Origin of the sequence: Sedimentisphaera salicampi, from assembly GCF_002117005.1 — a bacterium.
GTDB lineage: Bacteria > Planctomycetota > Phycisphaerae > Sedimentisphaerales > Sedimentisphaeraceae > Sedimentisphaera > Sedimentisphaera salicampi.
Genome location: NZ_CP021023.1, coordinates 2,247,074 through 2,266,423, shown reverse-complemented (window position 1 = coordinate 2,266,423; position 19,350 = coordinate 2,247,074). Strand labels below are relative to the sequence as shown.

Here is a 19,350-nt window from a genome sequence, read left to right as displayed (position 1 = left end):
TTTAGACCTCGGCGCCCGCTCTGCGATAGGCTTTTTCGATGGATTCAATCATCTTTTCGGGGCTGAAAAGCTCCACGGCATTCTGCCTGCCTTCCTCGCCGAGTTTTTCCCTGAGCTGAGGGGATTCTGCAAGCTCTGTGCACGCACGGGTGAGTCCTTCAACATCCATCGGAGCAATCAGCCTGCCGGTGTTATCATTTATCACTTCCGCCGCCCCGTCTATATCAAAGCTCACAGCAGGCTTGCCGCATAGCATCGCCTGAGGAAGAACCCTCGCGAGCCCCTCACGAAGGGAGCAGTGGACTAAAAAGTCGCTGGAATGAACGGCCAGAGGTATCTCTGAAGGGTCAAGCAGGCCTGTAAAACGGAAATTATCGCTCAGGCCGGCCTTTTCGATATCGCCCTTTATCTTTTCGGTGAGGCTGCCGTTTCCCACCAAGAGCCAGATTAGCTCGGGATGTTCGCCGGCGATCCTGTCTGCGGCCTCTATAATATACTCATGGCCTTTCAGCTCAGTGATTCTTGCTATGCAGGCGGCAACAGTGCTGGATCTGCCTATCGAATATTTTTCGCGGAACTCATTAATCTGCTCGCTTGAGGGCGGTTTTAGGAAATTCTCAATATCAACAGCAGAATATGCCGTGTTGAAGAGCTCAGGGCTTCCAATGCCTCTGGCAAGGCACTTTCGAGTCATAGTGTCGGCTACTGAGATTATCGCATCGCATTTCTTTGCGGCAAATTTTTCAATCTCTATATACAGCCGGCTCAAGAGCGGATTCTGGTATTCGTGAAAGGCGAGGCCGTGGATTGTATGCACAACTGCCGGGCGTGAGCTTTCATCTTTTATATTCCAGCCTGCAAGCCTTCCGAGGATGCCTGCCTTTGCCGAATGGGTATGCACGATATCAGGATTGAGGCTTTTGAGCAGTTCTTTCAGACCGGTATAAGCACGCATATCTGTAAGCGGGAGGATTGGGCGTAGGATATCGGGCAGAAGAATAAGCTCAAACTCCTCCCTCTCGGCCTGCTCCATTAAATCGCCTTCAGGGCCTGGGCTCGGGCCTGTTATAAGCGTAACTTTGTGCCTGCGTTTTACCTGTTCGCGGCAGGTTATTATTGTGTTCTCCTGAGCGCCTCCCACAATCAGACGCGTTATAACGTGGACAATATTCATTCTTCTTCAACAGCAATAAGCTTGAAAGTAACCCTCGGCTCAACGCCCGACTCCACCGGCGAGATCAGATCTTCCTTACTGTACTGTTCGGGGAAGAAGTAGTGCACTTCTCGTTCAATCGGCTCGCTTTCTTTTTTGTCCGAGCTCGGCATATCTTCTGGATACACATACACTATCATCTGATACTGCTTGGCTTTGTAGGCCTCGTAGGCCTCTCGAGTGGAATTGATTTGTATGGTAGTCAGCGCCTCGCTGCGTGAGATGATCTCAACGCTGTAGCTCTCTGCGATCTGCTCGTTGGCGAGCACGCCTATTCTTGGGCCGTTTAACAGGAAGGTTTCCAGCTTGCCCTTTTCTGTTTGAATAGACACTTTCACAGGATCTTCGTAGTATGTTCTCCTTCCCGGCTCTATCTCAACATAGGCCTTTGCCTCGGCCGCTTCTTCGGAAGCCTCGCTAATCTGCTGCTGAGAAAGGCTCACAACTGCTTTCAAATCATCTCCGCTCCAGTGCGGGGGTACAAACATCTCCACAGAGGCAGGCTCTGTTACAGCGTTTAACATTAAGTTGTTGTTTTTGTCTATGCAGGTGATTGTGAGCTGCTTTTTCTGGAGCTGCTGAGTTGTTACCTCTATTGAGGAGGGCTGACAATTCTCTACAGTGAGCCCGAGCCTGCGAACCCTCGGTGAATCCTGAATAAGGCCGCGTACGGGATACTTAAAGCTCTCAGACCTGCCTTCAAGTACGGATGGGTCGAAATATACCTCAAGAGCGGAGAGCTCGCGTTTCAGCTCGTCTATGCGTGCAGAAGGGCCTTTGAAATCTGCGCGGACGGTTGTGGAATCTGAGTCGCCGAGGCTCACCCAGAGGTTCTCCGGCTGAGAAGTTGCGAGCTTTATTTCCACCTTCTTATCTTTGAGTATGGTATCGTTAGACAGATCCGCCCACACCCATATAAGAAGCGTAAGGAACGATACAATCAGTATCTTGCTTACGTTTTTCTCTACTGTTTTTTTATCTGGATTCTTCACCGGCGTTTGCTCCTTTTACCGGAACCGCCTTTTCCTGTGAACGGCTTATTGAGCTCGGCAATCTGCTTTTTGATCTGAGTTTTCTTTACATTTCTCTCAAGCTTGCCTTCAACTGCTAGCGAAATTGTGCCTGTTTCCTCGCTCACAACAAGGGCTGTGGCATCTGAGGCCTGGCTGATTCCAACAGCGGCACGGTGCCTTGAACCAAGCTGCGAATCATCAAGAGAACCGATCTCGGCAAGCGGAAGCTGAATACTGCCGGCTACGATTCTGTCTCCCCTGATTATTACCGCCAAATCGTGCAGCGGAGTGCCTTCGTAGAAGATCGTTTCAAGAAGCTGGCTGGAAACCGCCGCATCCATTCGAACCCCGGTCTCTATGTAGTCCCGAAGGCCTACCCTTCCCTCGAAAACTATTATAGCCCCTGTTTTCTGCTCTGAAAGATTGTTCACTGCAATAAGAACCTCTTCAAGAGCTTTTTCTACATCGGGACGGGCAGACGGAGAAATTCCCGCCTGGCCAATGCGTATCAGCGCACGGCGCAGCTCGGGCTGAAATGCCGCTACAGCGGTAACAAGAATTGCAAGCAGAAAGCCGTTGTAAAGGAATTCTACCCTCTCAAGGGAAAAACGCTCCACAAACAGCTTGAGGATTATCGCACCGGCAAGAAGGATAAAGAATACGCCTCTGAAAAGCCTCTCACCCCTCGTGCCTTCAAGGAAATTGACTACCCACCATATAATCGAGCCTATGAGCACAAGCTCTATAATCACTACAAGAGGATCATAAGAGCCAACTCTCTGCAAATAATATATAATAGGAGCCAGATCCATCTAAAGTCCTGTTCTGAGTGAACAACTCTTAAAAACGCATCCATTCCCTTGGATTGCGGTTTTATCGGCAAATTATAAAAATTATCTTATGTATTTGTCGGAAAGCCTTGACGGACGGTCGGAATGCAGAAGAACGTTTATATCGTCGTTAAGCTGCTTTGCTCCAACGTCCTGAATATTCATATATTGTCTTTGCCGCTCAGCAGCTGTCATACCGATGCCCTTCCCGCAGCCCGACAAAACCGTTATCGCCGAAGCGAGAAAAATAACAATGATTGCTTTTTTCATTTTTTCCCTTTTCAGATTGTGGTTTAAGCTTTATTAAAACCGCTTTTTCTATTAAAGATAAGTCTAACAGCGGGATTGGTCTGTGTCAATCAAAAAGAGGCCGTATTTTTCCGATATGTGCGTCAATGTTTTGGGCAAGCTTGTATATCACTAACCACTAATCTACGCAGATTTTTCGCTGATAATTTCGAACCCTTTCAAGAAACCGGACTAACTCTTTCTTGCCTTCAAATCGGCCTTTCGGTCGTATTTCGGGTTGAGCTTTTTCGGGATATCGGCATTTGTTTTTTCCCGCCATCTGCAGAGGATTTCGTAAAGCTCTTTTGTTTTCTGCGGGTAGAGCTCTGAGAGATCCTTTGATTCGCCTATATCTGTTTTGAGATTGTAAAGCTCTAACTCGCCGTCTTCGAAGTATTCGTGAAGCTTCCAATCACCCTTGCGAACAACTGATCCCGGCCGGGTTCTGAAAAGCGGGTCTCTTGTTTCATCATCGCCCCCTTGCAGATATATCGGGAAATGCCAGAAGAGCGGTCTTTGCTTATCAAAGAGCTTCTCATGGCCGAACAGAAGAGGAGAGATGTCTTTCCCGTCGAGGATTTTGCCCTTAGGCGGCTTTGCGCCAACTATGCTCAGAAAGGTTGGAAAGAAATCTATCTGGCTCACCGGCACATCGCATGTTGTTCCCGGGCTTATCCTGCCCTTCCAAGAAAATGCGAGCGGCTCCCTTATACCCCCTTCATAATAAGAGCCTTTGCAGCCCCGCAGAGGCGCCATATCGGTGGCCCAGTGAACCCCGCCATTATCGGCGGTGAAAATTATCATAGTTTTCTCACGCAGATTAAGCTTATCGATTTTTTCTATCAGACGGCCTATATGGATATCCACAGCCTCTATCATAGCGGCATAATCTGCGCGTTTATGGAGCTCGCCGGGTTCATAGTTTTTATATTTTTCAAGAAGATCATCTCTTGCCTCAATAGGTGAATGAACCGAATAAAACGGGAAATACAAAAAGAATGGCCTGTTCTTGTTTCTGTCGATAAATTCCAAGGCCTCGTCTGTAAGCCTTTCGGGCAGATGCTCGCCCTTCGGGCCGTCCTCGAGAGTTGGTATGCTGTAGGGGCTGAAGTACGTTGGCGGATGGCCTTTATGGCAGCCGCCTACATTTTCATCAAAGCCGTGCTTGAGCGGATCAGAGTTTACGTGATATTTTCCAAGCGTAATGGTTCTGTAGCCTGCATCTTTGAGGCAGTCTGCAATTGTGGTTTCATCTTCATCAAGGAATTTTTTGTTCTTGGTTGGTATCAGCTTGCGATACTTGCTTTTTCCTCGCTCGGAGCTGCCCACAGTATATACGCCATGGCGGGGTGTGTATTTCCCGCTCAAAAGGCACGCTCGAGACGGAGCGCAGTTCGCGGCTGCTGCATACGCGCTGCTGAAATTCATACCGCTTCTTACGAGGCTGTCGATATTCGGCGTGCGGTAGAAGTCCGAACCGTTTACGCCGATATCACGCCAGCCCATATCATCAATATTAATAAGGACTATATTGGGCTTTTCCTGCTCTTTGCCGTAAGCAGTGCCGGAAGCTGCCGCTGCTGTGAAAGCGAAAGCGGCTTTCATAAAATCTCTTCTTCTCATTTTAAGCCTTGTAATTTAACCTGTTACTATATGCCTTCTATTAAGTATATATCTTGACTGGGCTTTTTTACAAAAAAAGGACGGCATAAAAACACCGTCCTTTAAGATTTTATCCAAAAACTTGCTTTAGTAATCTTTCATTCCTTCCATCCATTCAGGCCAGTCCGGGGCCTGGTCGGCGGAGGATGTCCATCTGCCGTGGGTATCGTAAGTTCTGTGCCATTTATATGTCCAGAGCTTCTTCAGCCCAACGGTATTAACAGCACCATCTGCGGTTAATACATTCTGCGCATCTCCGTGCCTGTTTTGAACAATACGCCCGAAATGAGAGCCGTTTGAACTCCATCTCGTTGTCTCCGTTGGCGGCGGGTTATCGCCTGAATTCGGCCATGCATCGATATGCTGTCCGTCTGTAAAAATCGGCACATTTGAAGGGGTGGTTATAGCTGAGCTGAGCTTCCAGAATTTTTGTTTAAAATCAACATCAACATAATCCCAATATTTATTCTGGACCCATCCATTAACCAAATAGCTGCCGTAATGGCCGTCAACTTTCCGGCCGAATAAGTTGTTGCTCTTATTGTAGATTCCCCAAGCTGCGAAAGGCTCGTTGGCTTTTGGATTCTGCCGGCCATCATAATACTGCCTCGGCTCGTCCGCCCTCGGGCAAACCCTCAATTCATCTATATTATCGTAATATTCGCCCAGTACATCCATCCACCACAAGCTTTTCTCAGCTTTATCGCCTTGAGACCCTGAGCCATAGAAGCCCGGCCAGAAACTGTCGTTGTTGTCTGCCAGGTAAAGGCTCGTTGCCTGCATCCAGCTGTGGAGGTTGGTTTTGCACATCGTATTCATCGCCTGCTTCCTTGCCTTGCCCAATGCCGGCATCAAAACAGCCATAAGCAGAGCTATAATTGAAATCACTACGAGAAGTTCAATTAATGTAAAAGCCTTCTGTTTCATAACGCTTTTCTCCTGAATGTTAATTAACTTATAGAGCGCCTATCCATAATTATATGTTAAAAACCAAAAAATATTTCCCAAAAAATTCAAAATCACTTAATTTTTTTCAAAAATTATACCACGGTTAAAAAATTCTGATGCTAATTCTATTATTTCTAACAAAAGCAGAAACACAACGTTACTTTACGAAAAAGTTCAGTCATTTTGCGCAATAACAAAATCCGCTCTTGAATAATCTCAAATGAGCTTAAAAAAAATGCTGAGACACCGGATAGCGATCTGCCCGCCGGCTTGTGCGGGCTTTGTTTACTTCTTTGCCTGCTGCTTTTTTTTCTGCATTTTTGCCCATGTATCTTTCAGGGTAACGGTTCTGTTGAAGATAAGTTTTTCAGGGCTTGAATCTTTATCCACGCAGAAATATCCTATCCTCTCAAACTGATATCTGTCTAAAGGCTCTGCGTCCTTTACGCTCGGCTCGATAAGGCAGTTATTGATTGTCTGAAGTGAGTTTTCATTGATGTTGGCGGTAAAGTCCTGCCCTTCTTGCGTTTCTTCGGGGTTTTCTGTGGTGAAAAGATGCTCGTAGATATTCACCTTCACCTTCAGGGCATGCTCAGCGGAGACCCAGTGCAGTGTTCCCCGCACCTTTCTCCCGTCCGGCGAGCTTCCTCCCCTGCTCTCGGGGTCGTAGGTGCAGTGAACCTCCGCTACCTCTCCCTTTTCATCGAGCTTGTAGTCCTCGCATTTGATGAAGTATGCCCCTCTGAGACGAACTTCCCTGCCCGGGGCGAGACGGAAGAATTTTCGCGGCGGGTCTATCATAAAGTCTTTCTTCTCAACGTAGATTTCCTTCGAGAACGGAACTTTCCTCTTCCCCGCAGATTCATCTTCCGGATTAACCGCTATATCAAACTCTTCGCTGCCGTCTTCCGGATAGTTCGTGATTACCACTTTCAGCGGATCCAGCACTGCCATCACCCTTGGCGAGTGGGCATTGAGATCCTGCCGGAGGCAGTGTTCGAGAAGGGCATAATCAACGGTGCTGTTGAACTTGTTAACCCCAATCACCTTGCAGAAATTCCTTATAGAATCCGGGCTGAAGCCGCGCCTTCTCATGCCGGAAATCGTTGGCATTCTCGGATCGTCCCAGCCGTCAACATAGCCTTCCTGAACGAGCCTTAGGAGCTTGCGTTTGCTCATAACCATATAGTTAAGATTCAAGCGGGCGAATTCGTACTGCCGCGGCCTGTGCACGGGCAGATTTTCGAGAAACCAGTCGTAAAGCGGGCGGTGATGTTCGAATTCGAGTGTGCAGATTGAGTGGGTAACGCCTTCGATTGAGTCCTCAAGGCCATGCGCCCAGTCGTACATCGGGTATATACACCATTTATCGCCGGTTCTGTGGTGGGGTGCGTGCAGTATGCGGTACATAACCGGATCGCGCATATTTATGTTCGGGCTCTTCATATCGATTTTGGCTCTGAGCACCTTCTCGCCATCTCCGAATTCGCCGCTGCGCATCCTCTCGAAAAGATTGAGGTTCTCTTCAACGCTCCTGTTCCTGTATGGGCTTTCCCTGCCGGGCTCGGTGAGCGTGCCGCGGTATTGGCGGATCTCTTCGCTGGAGAGGTCGCATACGTATGCCTTGCCCTGCTTTATCAGCTCCACTGCCAGCTCATACATCTTCTCGAAATAGTCTGAGGCGAAATACAGCCCTCCGTTCCAGTCGAAGCCTAACCAAGACACATCCTCTTTTATCGATTCGACATACTCGTCTTCCTCTTTCGAGGGGTTCGTATCGTCGAAGCGCAGGTTGCACTGGCCGGAAAATTCTTCGGCTATACCAAAATTAAGGCAGATGCTCTTTGCGTGGCCTATGTGGAGGTATCCGTTCGGCTCGGGCGGGAAACGCGTTACAACCTTATCCCACTTGCCCGATTCGAGATCGTTTTTAACGATGGTTCTGATGAAGTCAAGTCTTTCAGTGTTTTTTGTATTTTCGCTGTCCATTGCTAGCCCATTCAGCTTTTATGTTCAAGTTTTAATCTAAGACTGCCCATGGTAATTTTTGCTTACATAATCGCATACAACTTCAGTGGAGATCCCGCCCCTCGGCGTAAATGAAGCGGTAATCTTCATCCATCTGGGTTTGCAGCATTCCACGAGGTAATCGAGAATCTCATTGGCTGCCGATTCGTAGTAAATCCCTCGGTTTCTGAAGCTCTGCATATAGAATTTGAGGCTCTTAAGCTCAATGCAGTATTTATCGGGGCAGTAGTCTATGCTGACAGTGCCGAAATCCGGCTGCCCTGTAACGGGGCAGACGCTTGTAAATTCGGGCACGTCGGTGCTTATTACGTAATCCCTGCCCGGGCGGGGATTATCAAAAAGATCAATCTTTGTTTCGCTGGCCATAATATTTGCTCTAAAAATTTTATCGATTATACTTTCTTGCTTTCGGAAAGGCAGAGGACAGCTTGCCCCGCTTGCCGTAAACGGATAATTCTACAAAAAACAAGCAATATTGAAACATTAAAGCTTAAAGATATGCAGGAGAAAAACAAAGCCGTTGTCCTTCTTTCAGGCGGCCTCGATTCAGGCACAACAGCCCAGATCGCTTCAAGCGAGGGGCTTGAGATATATGCGATGAGCTTCTCGTACGGCCAGAGGCATACTGTAGAGCTTCAGGCTGCGCGGAAAATCGCAGAATTCTGCGAAGCCGAGGAGCACCGGATTATTGACATAGACCTCGGCAAGCTCGGGGGCTCCGCCCTGACGGATAATGCAATTGATGTTCCCAAAGACAGGAGCGAGAGCGAGATTTCCTCAGGCGTTCCCGCTACATACGTACCGGTAAGAAACCTTGTATTCCTCAGCTATGCCCTTGCTTGGGCGGAGGTGCTCGGGGCGTACCATATCTTTATCGGCGTGAACAGCCTCGATTATTCCGGCTATCCGGACTGCCGGCCCGAGTTTATCGAATCTTTCGAGAAAACCGCCAACCTCGCCTCTGCCGCATCCGCTGAGGGCAAGGGCAGGTTCAAAATCAATGCTCCGCTTATGCACAAAACGAAGGCCGAGATAATCCTCGAAGGCACGAGGCTTGGCTTCGACTACTCCCTAACCCACAGCTGCTACGATCCGGACGAAAACGGCCTCGCCTGCGGAAAATGCGACAGCTGCCTCCTCCGGCTCAAAGGCTTCAAAGAAGCCGGCCTAACCGACCCGATAAAATATCAGCGGTATTGAAACAATGTGCAAATCAAAGTTTGTCTCATCTGATTTTGACAGTATTGTATCTCAGGTTATAATCAAGTTGAAAAATTTTGAGAGTCAATCCCGCATTTGGAGAAAATCAGAAATATGAAAACCAACCACTTAATAATAAACGGCGACAGCCGACATATGGCTGAACTGAAAGATGAATCAATCGGTTTAGCAATAACATCTCCCCCCTACTGGCAGCTGAAAGATTACGGTTCCAACAATCAAATCGGTTTTAATGACAGCTACGAGGATTACATAAACAACCTTAACCTCGTATGGAAAGAATGTTACAGGGTTCTAAAAAACGGCAGCCGCTTGTGCATAAATATCGGGGACCAGTTTGCCAGAGCTGTTTACTACGGCAGGTACAAGGTTATCCCAATCAGAACGGAAATTATCAAGTTCTGCGAAACTATAGGTTTCGATTATATGGGGGCTATTATATGGCAGAAGAAAACTACCACTAACACAACAGGCGGCGCTTCACTTATGGGAAGCTACCCATACCCAAAAAACGGCATTCTCTCAATAGATTATGAGTTCATCTTGCTTTTCAAAAAACTCGGCAAGCCGGCAAAACCTACAAAAGAACAAAAAGAGCAGTCAAAAATGACCAAGGAGGAATGGCGCAGCTATTTTACAGGCCACTGGCATTTCGGCGGAGCAAAACAAGACGGACATATAGCAATGTTCCCAGAAGAATTGCCGAAAAGGCTTATTAAAATGTTTTCTTTTGTTGATGAAACTGTATTAGACCCCTTCCTTGGGAGCGGCACTACAACACTGGCTGCGAAAAAACTCAATCGTAATTCTGCGGGGTATGAAGTTAATCCGGAATTTATCCCCCTTATAAAGAAAAAATTTGATATCGGTAAAGGTGAGCTTTTTGAAAGTTCAGAAGTTCAGTTTAAAACGCAGGAAACTAAGCAGCTGGATTACAACAGAGAGATTGAAAAACTTCCTTATATTTTTAAAGACAGTCATAGTTTTGATAAAAAGATAGATCCCAAAAAGCTTCAGTTTGGCTCTAAGCTTGATAACAGCAGGAAAGACAAAAACCTTGAAGAAGAATATTATTCCGTGAAGGAAATCATATCTCCCAAACTGGTTCAATTAAAGAATGGACTTGTTATTCGACTGCTGGGAATAAAAGAAAAACAGGGAGCAAATGGGCAGGCAATGGATTTTCTCCGCCTGAAAACAAAGGGACAGAAAGTATTCCTAAAATATGATCAAGAAAAATACGACCAAAACAACAATCTTATGGCGTATCTGTATCTCAAGAATAAAACTTTTGTAAACGCGCATTTAATCAAAAAGGGCTTAGCCGAAGCCGAAAAGGCTATTGATTATAAAGAGAAAAGTAAGTTTATAAAATTGGAAGAAGAAAATGGCAAAAGAGTGGATTTTGAACAGTGCAATGAACAGGTTTCAACTGAATTTCGAAAAGAATGTTGGACCAGCGTCTGAAAACATAAGGAAATGCGAACCCAAAACCCTTCAGGAATGGCAAAATTATTATTTCCAAAACGTCCGCTCCAAAGAACACATAGAAGAATTAGGCAGAAAGCTCTATGTTAAAATTACAGAAGTTATACAAGCAGAAGTTGAAGAAATCACAGAGCAGGACTGCATTGAATATATATTCAAAATGGTTATAGACCGAACCTATGACGGGTATGTAACAGAGATAAACACTGTTTACGGCCAGCTTGAACAGAAAATTGGCTGCAAGATTGAACCTGCCCCCGATGAATGGGACAGACTCTACAATGTAGATTTTTACATTAAGATAAAAGACAATTATTTGGGGATTCAAATCAAACCTGTCAGCGAAGGGATTCAGCTTTCGCAAATCTTCAAAGAAAGAGGCTTGCAGGCAGATTCACACTGCCAATTCAGAGAAGATTTCGGCGGCAAGGTTTTCTATGTATTTTCCTCAAAAGTAAACGGGAAAAAGGTTATAAGAAACCATGAGGTTGTAGAAGAAATTAAAGAGGAAATCAGGCGTCTGGAAGCTTAGAGCTTGCAAGGATATTTCAGCCTTTGAATTATTGTCATTTCCTCGCTATGCCTTGCCTTCCTTAATCTGTTCGAGGGTCTCCCAGCGGGCGTACTTTTCATTGAGCTGATTTTCTACATCTTTCAGCTGGGCGTTAGTTTTGGCAATCTGCTCTGGATTCTTTTTATAGAAGTCCGGGTCTGCTAGGTCTTTATGGATACTGCTGAGATTGTCCTCGAGTGTCTCGATTTCTTCGGGCAGTTTTTCCAGCTCCTTCTTTTCGTGGTAGGAAAGCTTTCTCTGATTGCCGGCAGGCTTTTTCTGCTGCTTTGGGTGGTTATTTGCAGGCTTGGGGCTCTTTATTGCATTCAGCTTTTCACGGATGTAATCGTCGTATCCGCCCACATACTCCCGCACTTTCCCGCCGCCTTCAAATACGAGCGTGCTTGTAACCACGTTGTTCAGGAATGCACGGTCGTGGCTTACGATAAAGATTGTGCCCTGATATTGAGCAAGCTGCTCTTCAAGCAGTTCGATTGTTTCGATATCGAGGTTGTTTGTGGGTTCATCGAGCACGAGGATATTCGAAGGCTTTGCAAAGAGCTTTGCCAGAAGCAGGCGGGTTCGCTCGCCGCCGGAGAGAGCTGAAACAAGGCTCTTCGCCCTGTATGAGGGAAAGAGAAAATCCTTTAGATACCCCACAGCGTTTCGTGATGTCCCGCCGAAATTGATGTTCATAAAACCGTCTGCCACATTCTCAACCAGCGTTTTGCCGTAGTCGAGCTTGTTGTGGAGCTGGTCGAAATATGCAACTTTCTGATTCGTGCCCCTTCGCACTCTCCCGCTGGAAGGTTCAAGTTCTCCTAGAATGAGCTTTAAGAGCGTGGATTTCCCCACTCCGTTCTCGCCTGCGATTCCGATTCTGTCTCCGCGGAAGAATTTTGCGGTAAAATCTGTAACGATGTTCGTTTTCCCGTCGTAGCTGAATGAAACATTTTTCAGATCAGAAACGAGCATTCCGCTTGCCTCTGCCTGCTGGAGATTCAGCTTTGCGCTGCCTTCCGGGCTGGTTCGTTCCCTTCTTTCCTCGCGCATCTTCTGAAGCTCACGCACGCGTCCTTCGTTTCGCGTTCGCCTGCCCTGTATGCCTCTGCGTATCCATGCCTCTTCTTCCGCGAGCTTTTTGTCAAACTGCTTTTGATGAATCTGCTCAGCATCAAGAAGCTGCTTTTTTCGGGCAAGGTATTCATCGTAGCTGCATTCATAGCTTCGCAAAATGCCTCTGTCTAATTCAAGGATTCTCGTTGCGAGCCTGCGGAGAAATGCACGGTCGTGCGTGATGAACAGCAGGGCTGCCTGAGAGCTGAGCAGAAGCTCTTCCACTTTTCGGATTGAATCTATATCAAGGTGGTTGGTTGGCTCATCAAGAAGGAGCAGGTCGGGGCTGCCAGCAAGGGCCCTTGCCAGAAGCACTTTCCGCTTCATCCCTGCTGATAGGCTGGAGAAACTGCTCTGCAGGGGCAGCTCGAGCTTTGAAGCTGCTGCTTCAGCCTGAGTTTGTATCTTCCATCCGCCCGCTGAATCAATCTCTTCGGTGAGGCGGTGCAGCACTTCCGTTTCTTCTTCATTATGCTCAGTGGAGGCTGAGAGATGCAGAAATCTTGAGAGCTTTTCGCCTTCGGGGCCTGCGCCTTTGAGGATCACATCAAATATGCTGCCCTCCAAACTTGCGGGAACTTCCTGCTCAAGAGATGAAATATTCAAGCCCTTCTGAAAATTTAATTCCCCACCAAGCGGTTCAAGCTCACCTCTCAAGACATTGAGCAGCGTAGTCTTCCCGCAGCCGTTTCTGCCCATGAGTGCGAGCCTTTCGCCCTTCTCGATTGCAAAACCGGCTTTATTTACCAGCAGAGGACCGCCGTAGCCGGCGTCCAGATCTTTGGCTACAATTATCGACATAATTCAAAACAAAGAAAAAACTGCCCCGGATGTACTGAAGGAGCTTCAGTAAAAACGGAAGGCAGCTTATATTTATTCAGTAAAACTCAGGTAGGCGAGACAATCATTATCATTCTTCTGCCCTGCATATTCGGGGCTCTGTCCACCTTGGCCACGTCTTTGATCATCTCGGCAATAGTTTCCATCAGTTCCTTGCCCTGATCGGTATGCGCCATTTCCCTGCCTCTGAAACGCAGGGTAAACTGCACCTTATCACCCTTCTCAAGGAACTTACGTGCGTGATTAACTTTCACGTCCCTGTCGTTATCGCCAATCTCAGGCCTGAGCCTGATTTCCTTCAGGCTAACCACGTGCTGCTTCTTTCGAGACTGCTTCTGCTTTCTCTTCTGTTCGTAGAGCCATTTGCCGTGGTCCATAATCCTGCAAACCGGCGGTTCAGAATTAGAAGCCACTTCCACCAGATCGAGCCCCACTTCAAAAGCCATATCAAGGGCCTGCTCTGTTTTTACAACACCTACCTGATTGTTTTCGTGGTCAATGAGGCGAACTTCGGGAGTTCCTTTTTTGATCCTCTCATTCACCCTGGTACTGTTAGTCTTGCTGATAGTATATACCTCGTTAATTTAACATTAGAATTGCTGTTTATTATAGCTCAAACTGCTTAAAGGCTTATTTCAAGCTCTGCTTCACGCGAACCTGCCTTTTTTGCAATTTCTGCGATAACTTTATCGCAGTCTGCTTCGAGCGTTTCTTTTACTGACCTTGTCCTGAGGTTCACCGCATTCTGCTCCTGTTCCTTCGGGCCTGCAATCATCATATATGGCAGCTTGTCTGCATGGGCTTTTGCGATCTTTGCTCCGATTTTATCATCGGAAAGGTCTATATCTGCCCTTAGGCCTGCCTCCTTGAGCTTGTGAACTACAGACTGAGCATAATCGTTTGTTTTTTCGCTTATAGGCAGCACTCGCACCTGCTCAGGAGCGAGCCATAGCGGCATAGAGCCGGCATAATGCTCGATAAGGATGCCCATAAAGCGTTCGAAAGAGCCCAGAACGGCCCTGTGCAGCATTACCGGCGGCTTTTCCGTGTTGTCCGGTGCTGTGTAAACAAGGTTAAACCGCTCGGGCATTGAGAAATCAAGCTGGATTGTACCGAGCTGCCAGCTTCGGCCAATAGCATCTTCCACATGGAAATCAATCTTAGGCCCGTAGAAAGCCCCGTCGCCTTCGTTCACCACAAAATCTATATCCTTGCTTTCAAGGGCGCCTCTCAGGGCATTTGTGGCCTTTTCCCAGATCTCATCCGAACCGATGTGCTTTTCGGGTTTGGTTGACAGCTCAATATGGAAATCTGAGAAGCCGAAGGTTGAGTACATCTCGAAAACGAGATTTATAACACCCACCACCTCGCTCTGAATCTGCTCCGGAGTGCAGTAGATATGCGCATCATCCTGAGTGAACTGGCGGACGCGCACAAGCCCGTGCAGCGAGCCGCTCGGTTCGTATCTGTGCACGAGTCCGAGCTCGGCATACCTGAGCGGGAATTCTCTATAGGAGTGTTTGGCCGAATTGTACACGAGACATCCGCCCGGGCAGTTCATTGGCTTGATGGCGTAGTTCGTTTCCTCCACAGAGGTGAAGTACATATTCTCCTGATAGTTGTCCCAGTGTCCGGATCTGTGCCAGAGCTGTTCATTGAGCATTATCGGGGTTTTAATTTCTTCGTAGCCGTATTTATCGTGCACTTCCCGCCAGAAGCTTACTATGCTGTTCCATATACGCATACCTTTGGGGTGCAGAAAGGCAAATCCGGGGCCTTCTTCATGAAAGCTGAAAAGATCGAGCTGCTTTCCGAGCACCCTGTGGTCTCGCTTTTTCGCCTCTTCGATTCTGTGGAGGTATTTCTTGAGCTCTTTCTTATCCCTCCAGCACGTTCCGTACACCCTCTGGAGCATCTTTTCTGAGGCGTCCCCGCGGTAGTAGGCCCCTGCAACGCTCATTATTTTGAACGCACCTATCTTGGAAGTACTCGGTACATGCGGGCCGCGGCAGAGATCTCTGAAGCCCTCTCCCTGATAGTAGAAGCTTATAACATCGCCATCTGCACGGCTGATGTTGTCTGTCTTGTAGCGGTCTCCGGAGACTTCCCTGAGCCCTTCTTCTCTTGTCATTTCGATTCGTTTGAAAGGCTTGTCCGCCTTAACAATCTCAGCCATCTTGCTTTCGATGGCCTCGAAGTCCTCTGTGCTTATTGGTTTATCAAGGTCTATATCGTAGTAGAAACCGTCTTTAACAACAGGCCCGTAAACAAGCTTGGCCTCAGGCCAGAGCGAGAGGATTGCCTCCGCCATCACATGCGCGCAGCTGTGCCGCATAATCTCCAGCCCCTCTTCATCGCGGCCGGTAATCACCTTCAGCTCTGCGTCTTCGTTTATTTTCGAGCTGAGATCACGTTTCTCGCCGTTCACTTCAGCAGCAACCGCCGCCTTTGCGAGCCCTGCGCCTATTTTTTCCACTATCTCGTATATCGTGGCGCCTGATTCGGCCTCTATGGCCTTCCCGTCAGGCAGTTTTATGTTAATCATCTGTTATTTCCAATGAAGTTCAATTAGAACAAAATTTAACGGTTTATAATAATAATCTCGTAATGTAAAAAGTCAAGAATCACCGACAAAATACGGCGGGCACTGCGATATTTTTTTGCAGAGCTCTTCTAAACAGTTCTAAGATTTCGCCGCTGAGAAGCGATAAGATGCAATAATGGGTTGTCTAACCACTAATTCACGCTGATTTTCACTGATGATTCTGAGCAGACGGAGGGGGATATAAATTAGACTGGATTGACAGCCCCGAACTGCTTTGGCTGAACTACAGGAAGTGCAGGCAGCTTTTTAGGGGAATACTTCCGGCTGAAACGGGAAAGAATGCTCACAAACACCCACGGACAAAAAAAGCATAAAAGGGACGCCCAAGAACAAGAAATACATCCATAAAAAATAACGTTTAAAACTCTTCGAGTCTTTCGCTCGCATCCCGCCTGCGGCTGAACTCTCCGGTCTGCTCGGTTTAATGTCCGCTGCATTAAAACGTAAACGGTGTTATCTTCAGGGGGCTATAGTTTCTCAGTAAAATACTGCTCGGATATAAAAAAAATTGAGAAAATAATCGCTGAGTTGTATTATAAACTTGAAAACCCTTATTATGAGCGGTTTAAGGCGGTAATTTTTTGTATTTTGTTGAAAGCTGAAAGATTATGCACAAACATACCAGAAGAGACTTTATAAAAGCGGCGGGCTGTTCATTGCTGTCCGCTCAATTTGCGGGCGGTTTATCATTTGCTCAAACCCCTGCCGGCGGCGAGAAGCCCAATATAATATTCATCCTTATTGATGATATGGGGTATGCCGATCCGAGCTGCTTCGGGAATCCGGTGATGAAAACGCCCAATATGGACAAGCTCGCAAAGCAGGGCATTAGGCTCACGAATTTCTATGTCAATGCGCCGGTCTGCTCGCCCACGAGAGTTGGGCTCACCACTGGGCAGTATCCAACTCGCTGGGGCATACATTCATACATTGCATCAAGCACGAAAAATGACAACAGAAATATGGCAGATTTTCTCGATCTCGATGCACCAAGCCTTGCGAGAATTCTCAAAGGCTCAGGATACGCCACTGCCCATATCGGCAAATGGCATATGGGCGGGGGAAGAGATGTGGATTACGCCCCGTTCCCCAGCGAATACGGCTTCGACGAAAGCTACGTGAATTTCGAAGGGCTTGGAGACAGGGTGCTCATCAATGGCCACGGCCTTTCAGACCAGAGCGGACAGCTCGGCAAGGGCGATATCAAATGGGCAGATAAACACGAGCTTACCGGCATCTACGTTGATAAGGTAATAGATTTCATAAGCCGCAATAAGGATAAAAACTTTTTCATCAACCTCTGGCCGGACGACGTGCACACCAAGCACCTGCCCGAGAAGATCGGCAAATGGAAAAACGTTACTGACAATCCGCACGAGCAGAAATTCTTCGCAGTGCTGGAGAATCTGGATGAGCAGATCGGCCGGCTGATGAATGCCCTTGACAGCCATGGGGTTGCAGAAGACACGCTTGTGGTGCTTGTGAGCGATAACGGGCCTACCGACGGAGGCAACTTCTACAGCGACGGCTGGAATCCGCCCGGATTTACAGGCAAACTCAGGGGCAGGAAACTGAGTCTGTATGAAGGCGGGATTCGTATGCCGTTTATAGCACGCTGGCCGGGGAGGATCAAGGCGGGCAGCGTGAACAGAAAGAGCGTTTTATGCGGGATGGATATGCTGCCTACGCTATGCAGCATTGCGGGGGCTGAAGTGCCGGAATCTGCAAACCCCGACGGGCTCAATATGAGCGGGGCTCTGCTTGGCGAGGCTCCGATCAGGGACGAGCCGATATTCTGGCATTGCGGCGAGCCCTTCTTCCAGCCCGGCACAGGCAGCCCCTTCAACAGCAGCCCGAGCCTTGCGGTTCGAGACGGGGATTGGAAGTTTCTGATAAATCCAGACGGCTCAGAAGCCCAGCTCTACAACCTCAGCGATGATATCTCCGAGCAGAACAACCTGTTTGACCAGAAGCCGGCAAAGGTAAGCGAGCTCTGGGCGAAGATCAGGGCTTGGGCGAGCGATGTTGGAGTGCCCGTGCAGAACAATACGCCAACTCGGGCATTGGATCCGGTAACAATTGATCTGGGCAGATCAAAGGCAAGGGCGATAAACACGGGCGTTGAGGTATCTGAATCTCAGGGGCAGCAGCGGTTCTGCTTTGATGGAGGGAGCTGTCTGGACGTGTTTATTATGGACGTACCGAGGCTTGAAGATTCGGGCGTGATGATTTCGGCTGAGGCGGAGCCGGAAGCTGAAAACGGGGTTCTGCTCGCTCAGGGCGGAGGCCGAACGGGATATTCACTCTATCTCGACAGCGGGAAGCCTGCCTTCTGCGTTTGCATTGCGGGCAGCCGAACAACGATAACATCATCGAGCAGCGTTCCTGACGGGAAGTTTGAGATAGCAGCAAATTTGAAGAAAAACGGACGTATGGAGCTTTTCGTTAATGGCCAGCTTGCTGCCTCAGGACAAGCGGATTCTGCGTTTACAAGAAACGCAGGAGACTCGCTCCAGATCGGAGCAGACCTTATATCACAGGTGGGCAGTTATACCTCGGAGAACTGGTTCAAGGGCTGCCTGAGCAATATCAGAATCAGTGCAATTTAATCTGAAACCAAAAAAGGCGGCTGAAATTGCCGCCTTTAATTTTTAGTTTGCTGCAAGCACTGCTCTTTTACTTTTCTTCGATGCTCGCCTTCTTAACGTGTTTATCGAGGAATTTTTCAAGAGCTTCTTCTTTTTTCTGTTCCTGAAGCTGGTTTTCGATGTAGTCTTTCACTTCGTCAAGCCCGCACTGCCTTTCGGGCTGTCTGTCGGTAACTTTTGCGATATGGAAGCCAAATTCGGTTCTGAAAACCTCGCTAACCTCGCCAACTTCCATCCCGAATGCGATGTCCTCGAAGTCTTCCACCATCTTCCCGCGTGCGAAATAGCCGAGGTCTCCGCCCTGATCTGGGCATTCTGAATATTCGGCTGCGAATTCAGCGAAATCTTTCTCGCCGTTTTTGATCCTTTCGAGCACGCCCTGAAGCTCTTCGTACGCCTCGTCGTTCTCCTCGCCCGGGGCAAGATGCTTGACGATATGGCTCGCACGAACCATCTCCGGTATCACGAATTTCTCTTTGCTGCCCTGGTAGTAGTCTTCGATTTCCTCGAACGTTGGGGCATCTGCTGAGTCCTGAATCTCGGAAACGAGCCTGCGGATTTTGGTCTGCAGCTCAATATCCTTGAGCACCTCATCCTCACTGGATTTATCAAGGCCTCTTTCTTCGAAGAATTTGTCTTTCCCGCCGGCCTTTTCGATAAGGTCGCTGTAGGTTTTTTGAACCTCTTCTGCTACGTCATAATCTCGTTTGTCAGCTTCCTGCTTGAGGATAAACTGCTCTGTGAGATTCTCCTTTGCCCACTGCTTGAGCTGATTTTCGCGCTCTGTCTGTTCCATATTTGCAAAAACCTGCTCGTACTGCGGACGCATACGTTCCATCTCTTCGCTGATAAGCGTATCTTCTACTATTTCGCCGTTTACATACATAGACATTTACT

Annotated in this window: 16 protein-coding genes and 2 pseudogenes; 4 read left to right on the top strand and 14 right to left on the bottom strand. The window is 47.9% G+C overall.

Annotated features, from left to right (window positions below; translation table 11 throughout):
* Position 1: 1 nt before the first annotated feature.
* The 8 genes from STSP1_RS08550 to queF all read right to left on the bottom strand — a co-directional run bounded on the left by STSP1_RS08550 (position 2) and on the right by queF (position 8,348).
* Positions 2–1,174, bottom strand: a complete 1,173-nt coding sequence (locus STSP1_RS08550; protein ID WP_085755948.1) for a glycosyltransferase family 4 protein — start codon at positions 1,172–1,174, stop codon at positions 2–4.
* On the bottom strand, positions 1,171–2,205 hold the full coding sequence (locus STSP1_RS08545; protein ID WP_085755947.1) for a hypothetical protein: 1,035 nt from the start codon (positions 2,203–2,205) through the stop codon (positions 1,171–1,173). The genes STSP1_RS08550 and STSP1_RS08545 overlap by 4 nt, the downstream gene beginning before the upstream one ends.
* Complete coding sequence (gene cdaA / locus STSP1_RS08540; protein ID WP_085755946.1) at positions 2,202–3,038, bottom strand: diadenylate cyclase CdaA; 837 nt, start codon at positions 3,036–3,038, stop codon at positions 2,202–2,204. Before cdaA ends, STSP1_RS08545 begins: the two co-directional genes overlap by 4 nt.
* A gap of 81 nt (positions 3,039–3,119) precedes the next feature.
* Positions 3,120–3,326, bottom strand: coding sequence for a lipoprotein (locus STSP1_RS08535; RefSeq protein WP_085755945.1), 207 nt, complete (start codon positions 3,324–3,326; stop codon positions 3,120–3,122).
* 210 nt (positions 3,327–3,536) lie between these two features.
* On the bottom strand, positions 3,537–4,967 hold the full coding sequence (locus tag STSP1_RS08530) for a sulfatase (RefSeq protein ID WP_226997475.1): 1,431 nt from the start codon (positions 4,965–4,967) through the stop codon (positions 3,537–3,539).
* A gap of 126 nt (positions 4,968–5,093) precedes the next feature.
* Positions 5,094–5,933, bottom strand: coding sequence for a type II secretion system protein (locus tag STSP1_RS08525; protein ID WP_085755944.1), 840 nt, complete (start codon positions 5,931–5,933; stop codon positions 5,094–5,096).
* A 306-nt stretch (positions 5,934–6,239) separates the two neighbouring features.
* Complete coding sequence (locus STSP1_RS08520; protein WP_085755943.1) at positions 6,240–7,943, bottom strand: glutamine--tRNA ligase/YqeY domain fusion protein; 1,704 nt, start codon at positions 7,941–7,943, stop codon at positions 6,240–6,242.
* A gap of 36 nt (positions 7,944–7,979) precedes the next feature.
* The gene (gene queF / locus STSP1_RS08515) at positions 7,980–8,348 is read right to left on the bottom strand and encodes a preQ(1) synthase (protein WP_085755942.1); all 369 of its coding nucleotides are present in this window, start codon (positions 8,346–8,348) and stop codon (positions 7,980–7,982) included.
* Positions 8,349–8,480: 132 nt separating this feature from the next.
* On the opposite strand from queF, the gene queC reads away from it, so the two are divergent.
* The 3 genes from queC to STSP1_RS08500 all read left to right on the top strand — a co-directional run bounded on the left by queC (position 8,481) and on the right by STSP1_RS08500 (position 11,223).
* Entirely contained in the window at positions 8,481–9,182 is a 702-nt protein-coding gene (queC, locus tag STSP1_RS08510; protein WP_085755941.1) for a 7-cyano-7-deazaguanine synthase QueC, read from the top strand.
* Between the two features lie 114 nt (positions 9,183–9,296).
* Positions 9,297–10,670 carry a DNA methyltransferase gene (locus tag STSP1_RS08505; RefSeq protein ID WP_085756694.1) on the top strand — a complete coding sequence of 458 codons (1,374 nt, stop codon included), beginning with the start codon at positions 9,297–9,299 and terminating at the stop codon, positions 10,668–10,670.
* On the top strand, positions 10,591–11,223 hold the full coding sequence (locus tag STSP1_RS08500; RefSeq protein ID WP_085755940.1) for an MjaI family restriction endonuclease: 633 nt from the start codon (positions 10,591–10,593) through the stop codon (positions 11,221–11,223). The genes STSP1_RS08505 and STSP1_RS08500 overlap by 80 nt, the downstream gene beginning before the upstream one ends.
* A gap of 45 nt (positions 11,224–11,268) precedes the next feature.
* On the opposite strand, the gene STSP1_RS12845 is transcribed toward STSP1_RS08500, so the two are convergent.
* From STSP1_RS12845 to thrS, 5 genes and pseudogenes are all read right to left on the bottom strand, one after another.
* Positions 11,269–11,607, bottom strand: a complete 339-nt coding sequence (locus STSP1_RS12845) for a hypothetical protein (RefSeq protein WP_418314535.1) — start codon at positions 11,605–11,607, stop codon at positions 11,269–11,271.
* 162 nt (positions 11,608–11,769) lie between these two features.
* A pseudogene (locus tag STSP1_RS12840) lies at positions 11,770–12,297 on the bottom strand (ATP-binding cassette domain-containing protein); the annotation flags it as partial.
* Positions 12,283–13,161: pseudogene (locus STSP1_RS12835) on the bottom strand (ATP-binding cassette domain-containing protein); the annotation flags it as partial. The pseudogenes STSP1_RS12835 and STSP1_RS12840, both read right to left, overlap by 15 nt.
* A gap of 86 nt (positions 13,162–13,247) precedes the next feature.
* Complete coding sequence (gene infC / locus STSP1_RS08490) at positions 13,248–13,766, bottom strand: translation initiation factor IF-3 (RefSeq protein ID WP_085755938.1); 519 nt, start codon at positions 13,764–13,766, stop codon at positions 13,248–13,250.
* Between the two features lie 56 nt (positions 13,767–13,822).
* Positions 13,823–15,745, bottom strand: coding sequence for a threonine--tRNA ligase (gene thrS, locus STSP1_RS08485; RefSeq protein WP_094760032.1), 1,923 nt, complete (start codon positions 15,743–15,745; stop codon positions 13,823–13,825).
* A 668-nt stretch (positions 15,746–16,413) separates the two neighbouring features.
* Between thrS and STSP1_RS08480 the strand changes: the two genes are divergently transcribed.
* Positions 16,414–18,414, top strand: a complete 2,001-nt coding sequence (locus STSP1_RS08480) for a sulfatase-like hydrolase/transferase (protein WP_085755937.1) — start codon at positions 16,414–16,416, stop codon at positions 18,412–18,414.
* A 67-nt stretch (positions 18,415–18,481) separates the two neighbouring features.
* Here STSP1_RS08480 and STSP1_RS08475 read toward each other — a convergent pair whose 3' ends face one another.
* Positions 18,482–19,345, bottom strand: a complete 864-nt coding sequence (locus tag STSP1_RS08475; protein WP_085755936.1) for a peptidylprolyl isomerase — start codon at positions 19,343–19,345, stop codon at positions 18,482–18,484.
* Positions 19,346–19,350: the final 5 nt, after the last annotated feature.

Bases quoted from the DNA above. Each gene is read 5' to 3' on its own strand.
- STSP1_RS08550 (WP_085755948.1), bottom strand. From the start codon at position 1,174: ATGAATATTGTCCACGTTATAACGCGTCTGATTGTGGGAGGCGCTCAG.
- cdaA (WP_085755946.1), bottom strand. From the start codon at position 3,038: ATGGATCTGGCTCCTATTATATATTATTTGCAGAGAGTTGGCTCTTAT.
- STSP1_RS08535 (WP_085755945.1), bottom strand. From the start codon at position 3,326: ATGAAAAAAGCAATCATTGTTATTTTTCTCGCTTCGGCGATAACGGTT.
- STSP1_RS08530 (WP_226997475.1), bottom strand. From the start codon at position 4,967: ATGAGAAGAAGAGATTTTATGAAAGCCGCTTTCGCTTTCACAGCAGCG.
- STSP1_RS08525 (WP_085755944.1), bottom strand. From the start codon at position 5,933: ATGAAACAGAAGGCTTTTACATTAATTGAACTTCTCGTAGTGATTTCA.
- STSP1_RS08520 (WP_085755943.1), bottom strand. From the start codon at position 7,943: ATGGACAGCGAAAATACAAAAAACACTGAAAGACTTGACTTCATCAGA.
- queF (WP_085755942.1), bottom strand. From the start codon at position 8,348: ATGGCCAGCGAAACAAAGATTGATCTTTTTGATAATCCCCGCCCGGGC.
- queC (WP_085755941.1), top strand. From the start codon at position 8,481: ATGCAGGAGAAAAACAAAGCCGTTGTCCTTCTTTCAGGCGGCCTCGAT.
- STSP1_RS08505 (WP_085756694.1), top strand. From the start codon at position 9,297: ATGAAAACCAACCACTTAATAATAAACGGCGACAGCCGACATATGGCT.
- STSP1_RS08500 (WP_085755940.1), top strand. From the start codon at position 10,591: ATGGCAAAAGAGTGGATTTTGAACAGTGCAATGAACAGGTTTCAACTG.
- thrS (WP_094760032.1), bottom strand. From the start codon at position 15,745: ATGATTAACATAAAACTGCCTGACGGGAAGGCCATAGAGGCCGAATCA.
- STSP1_RS08480 (WP_085755937.1), top strand. From the start codon at position 16,414: ATGCACAAACATACCAGAAGAGACTTTATAAAAGCGGCGGGCTGTTCA.
- STSP1_RS08475 (WP_085755936.1), bottom strand. From the start codon at position 19,345: ATGTCTATGTATGTAAACGGCGAAATAGTAGAAGATACGCTTATCAGC.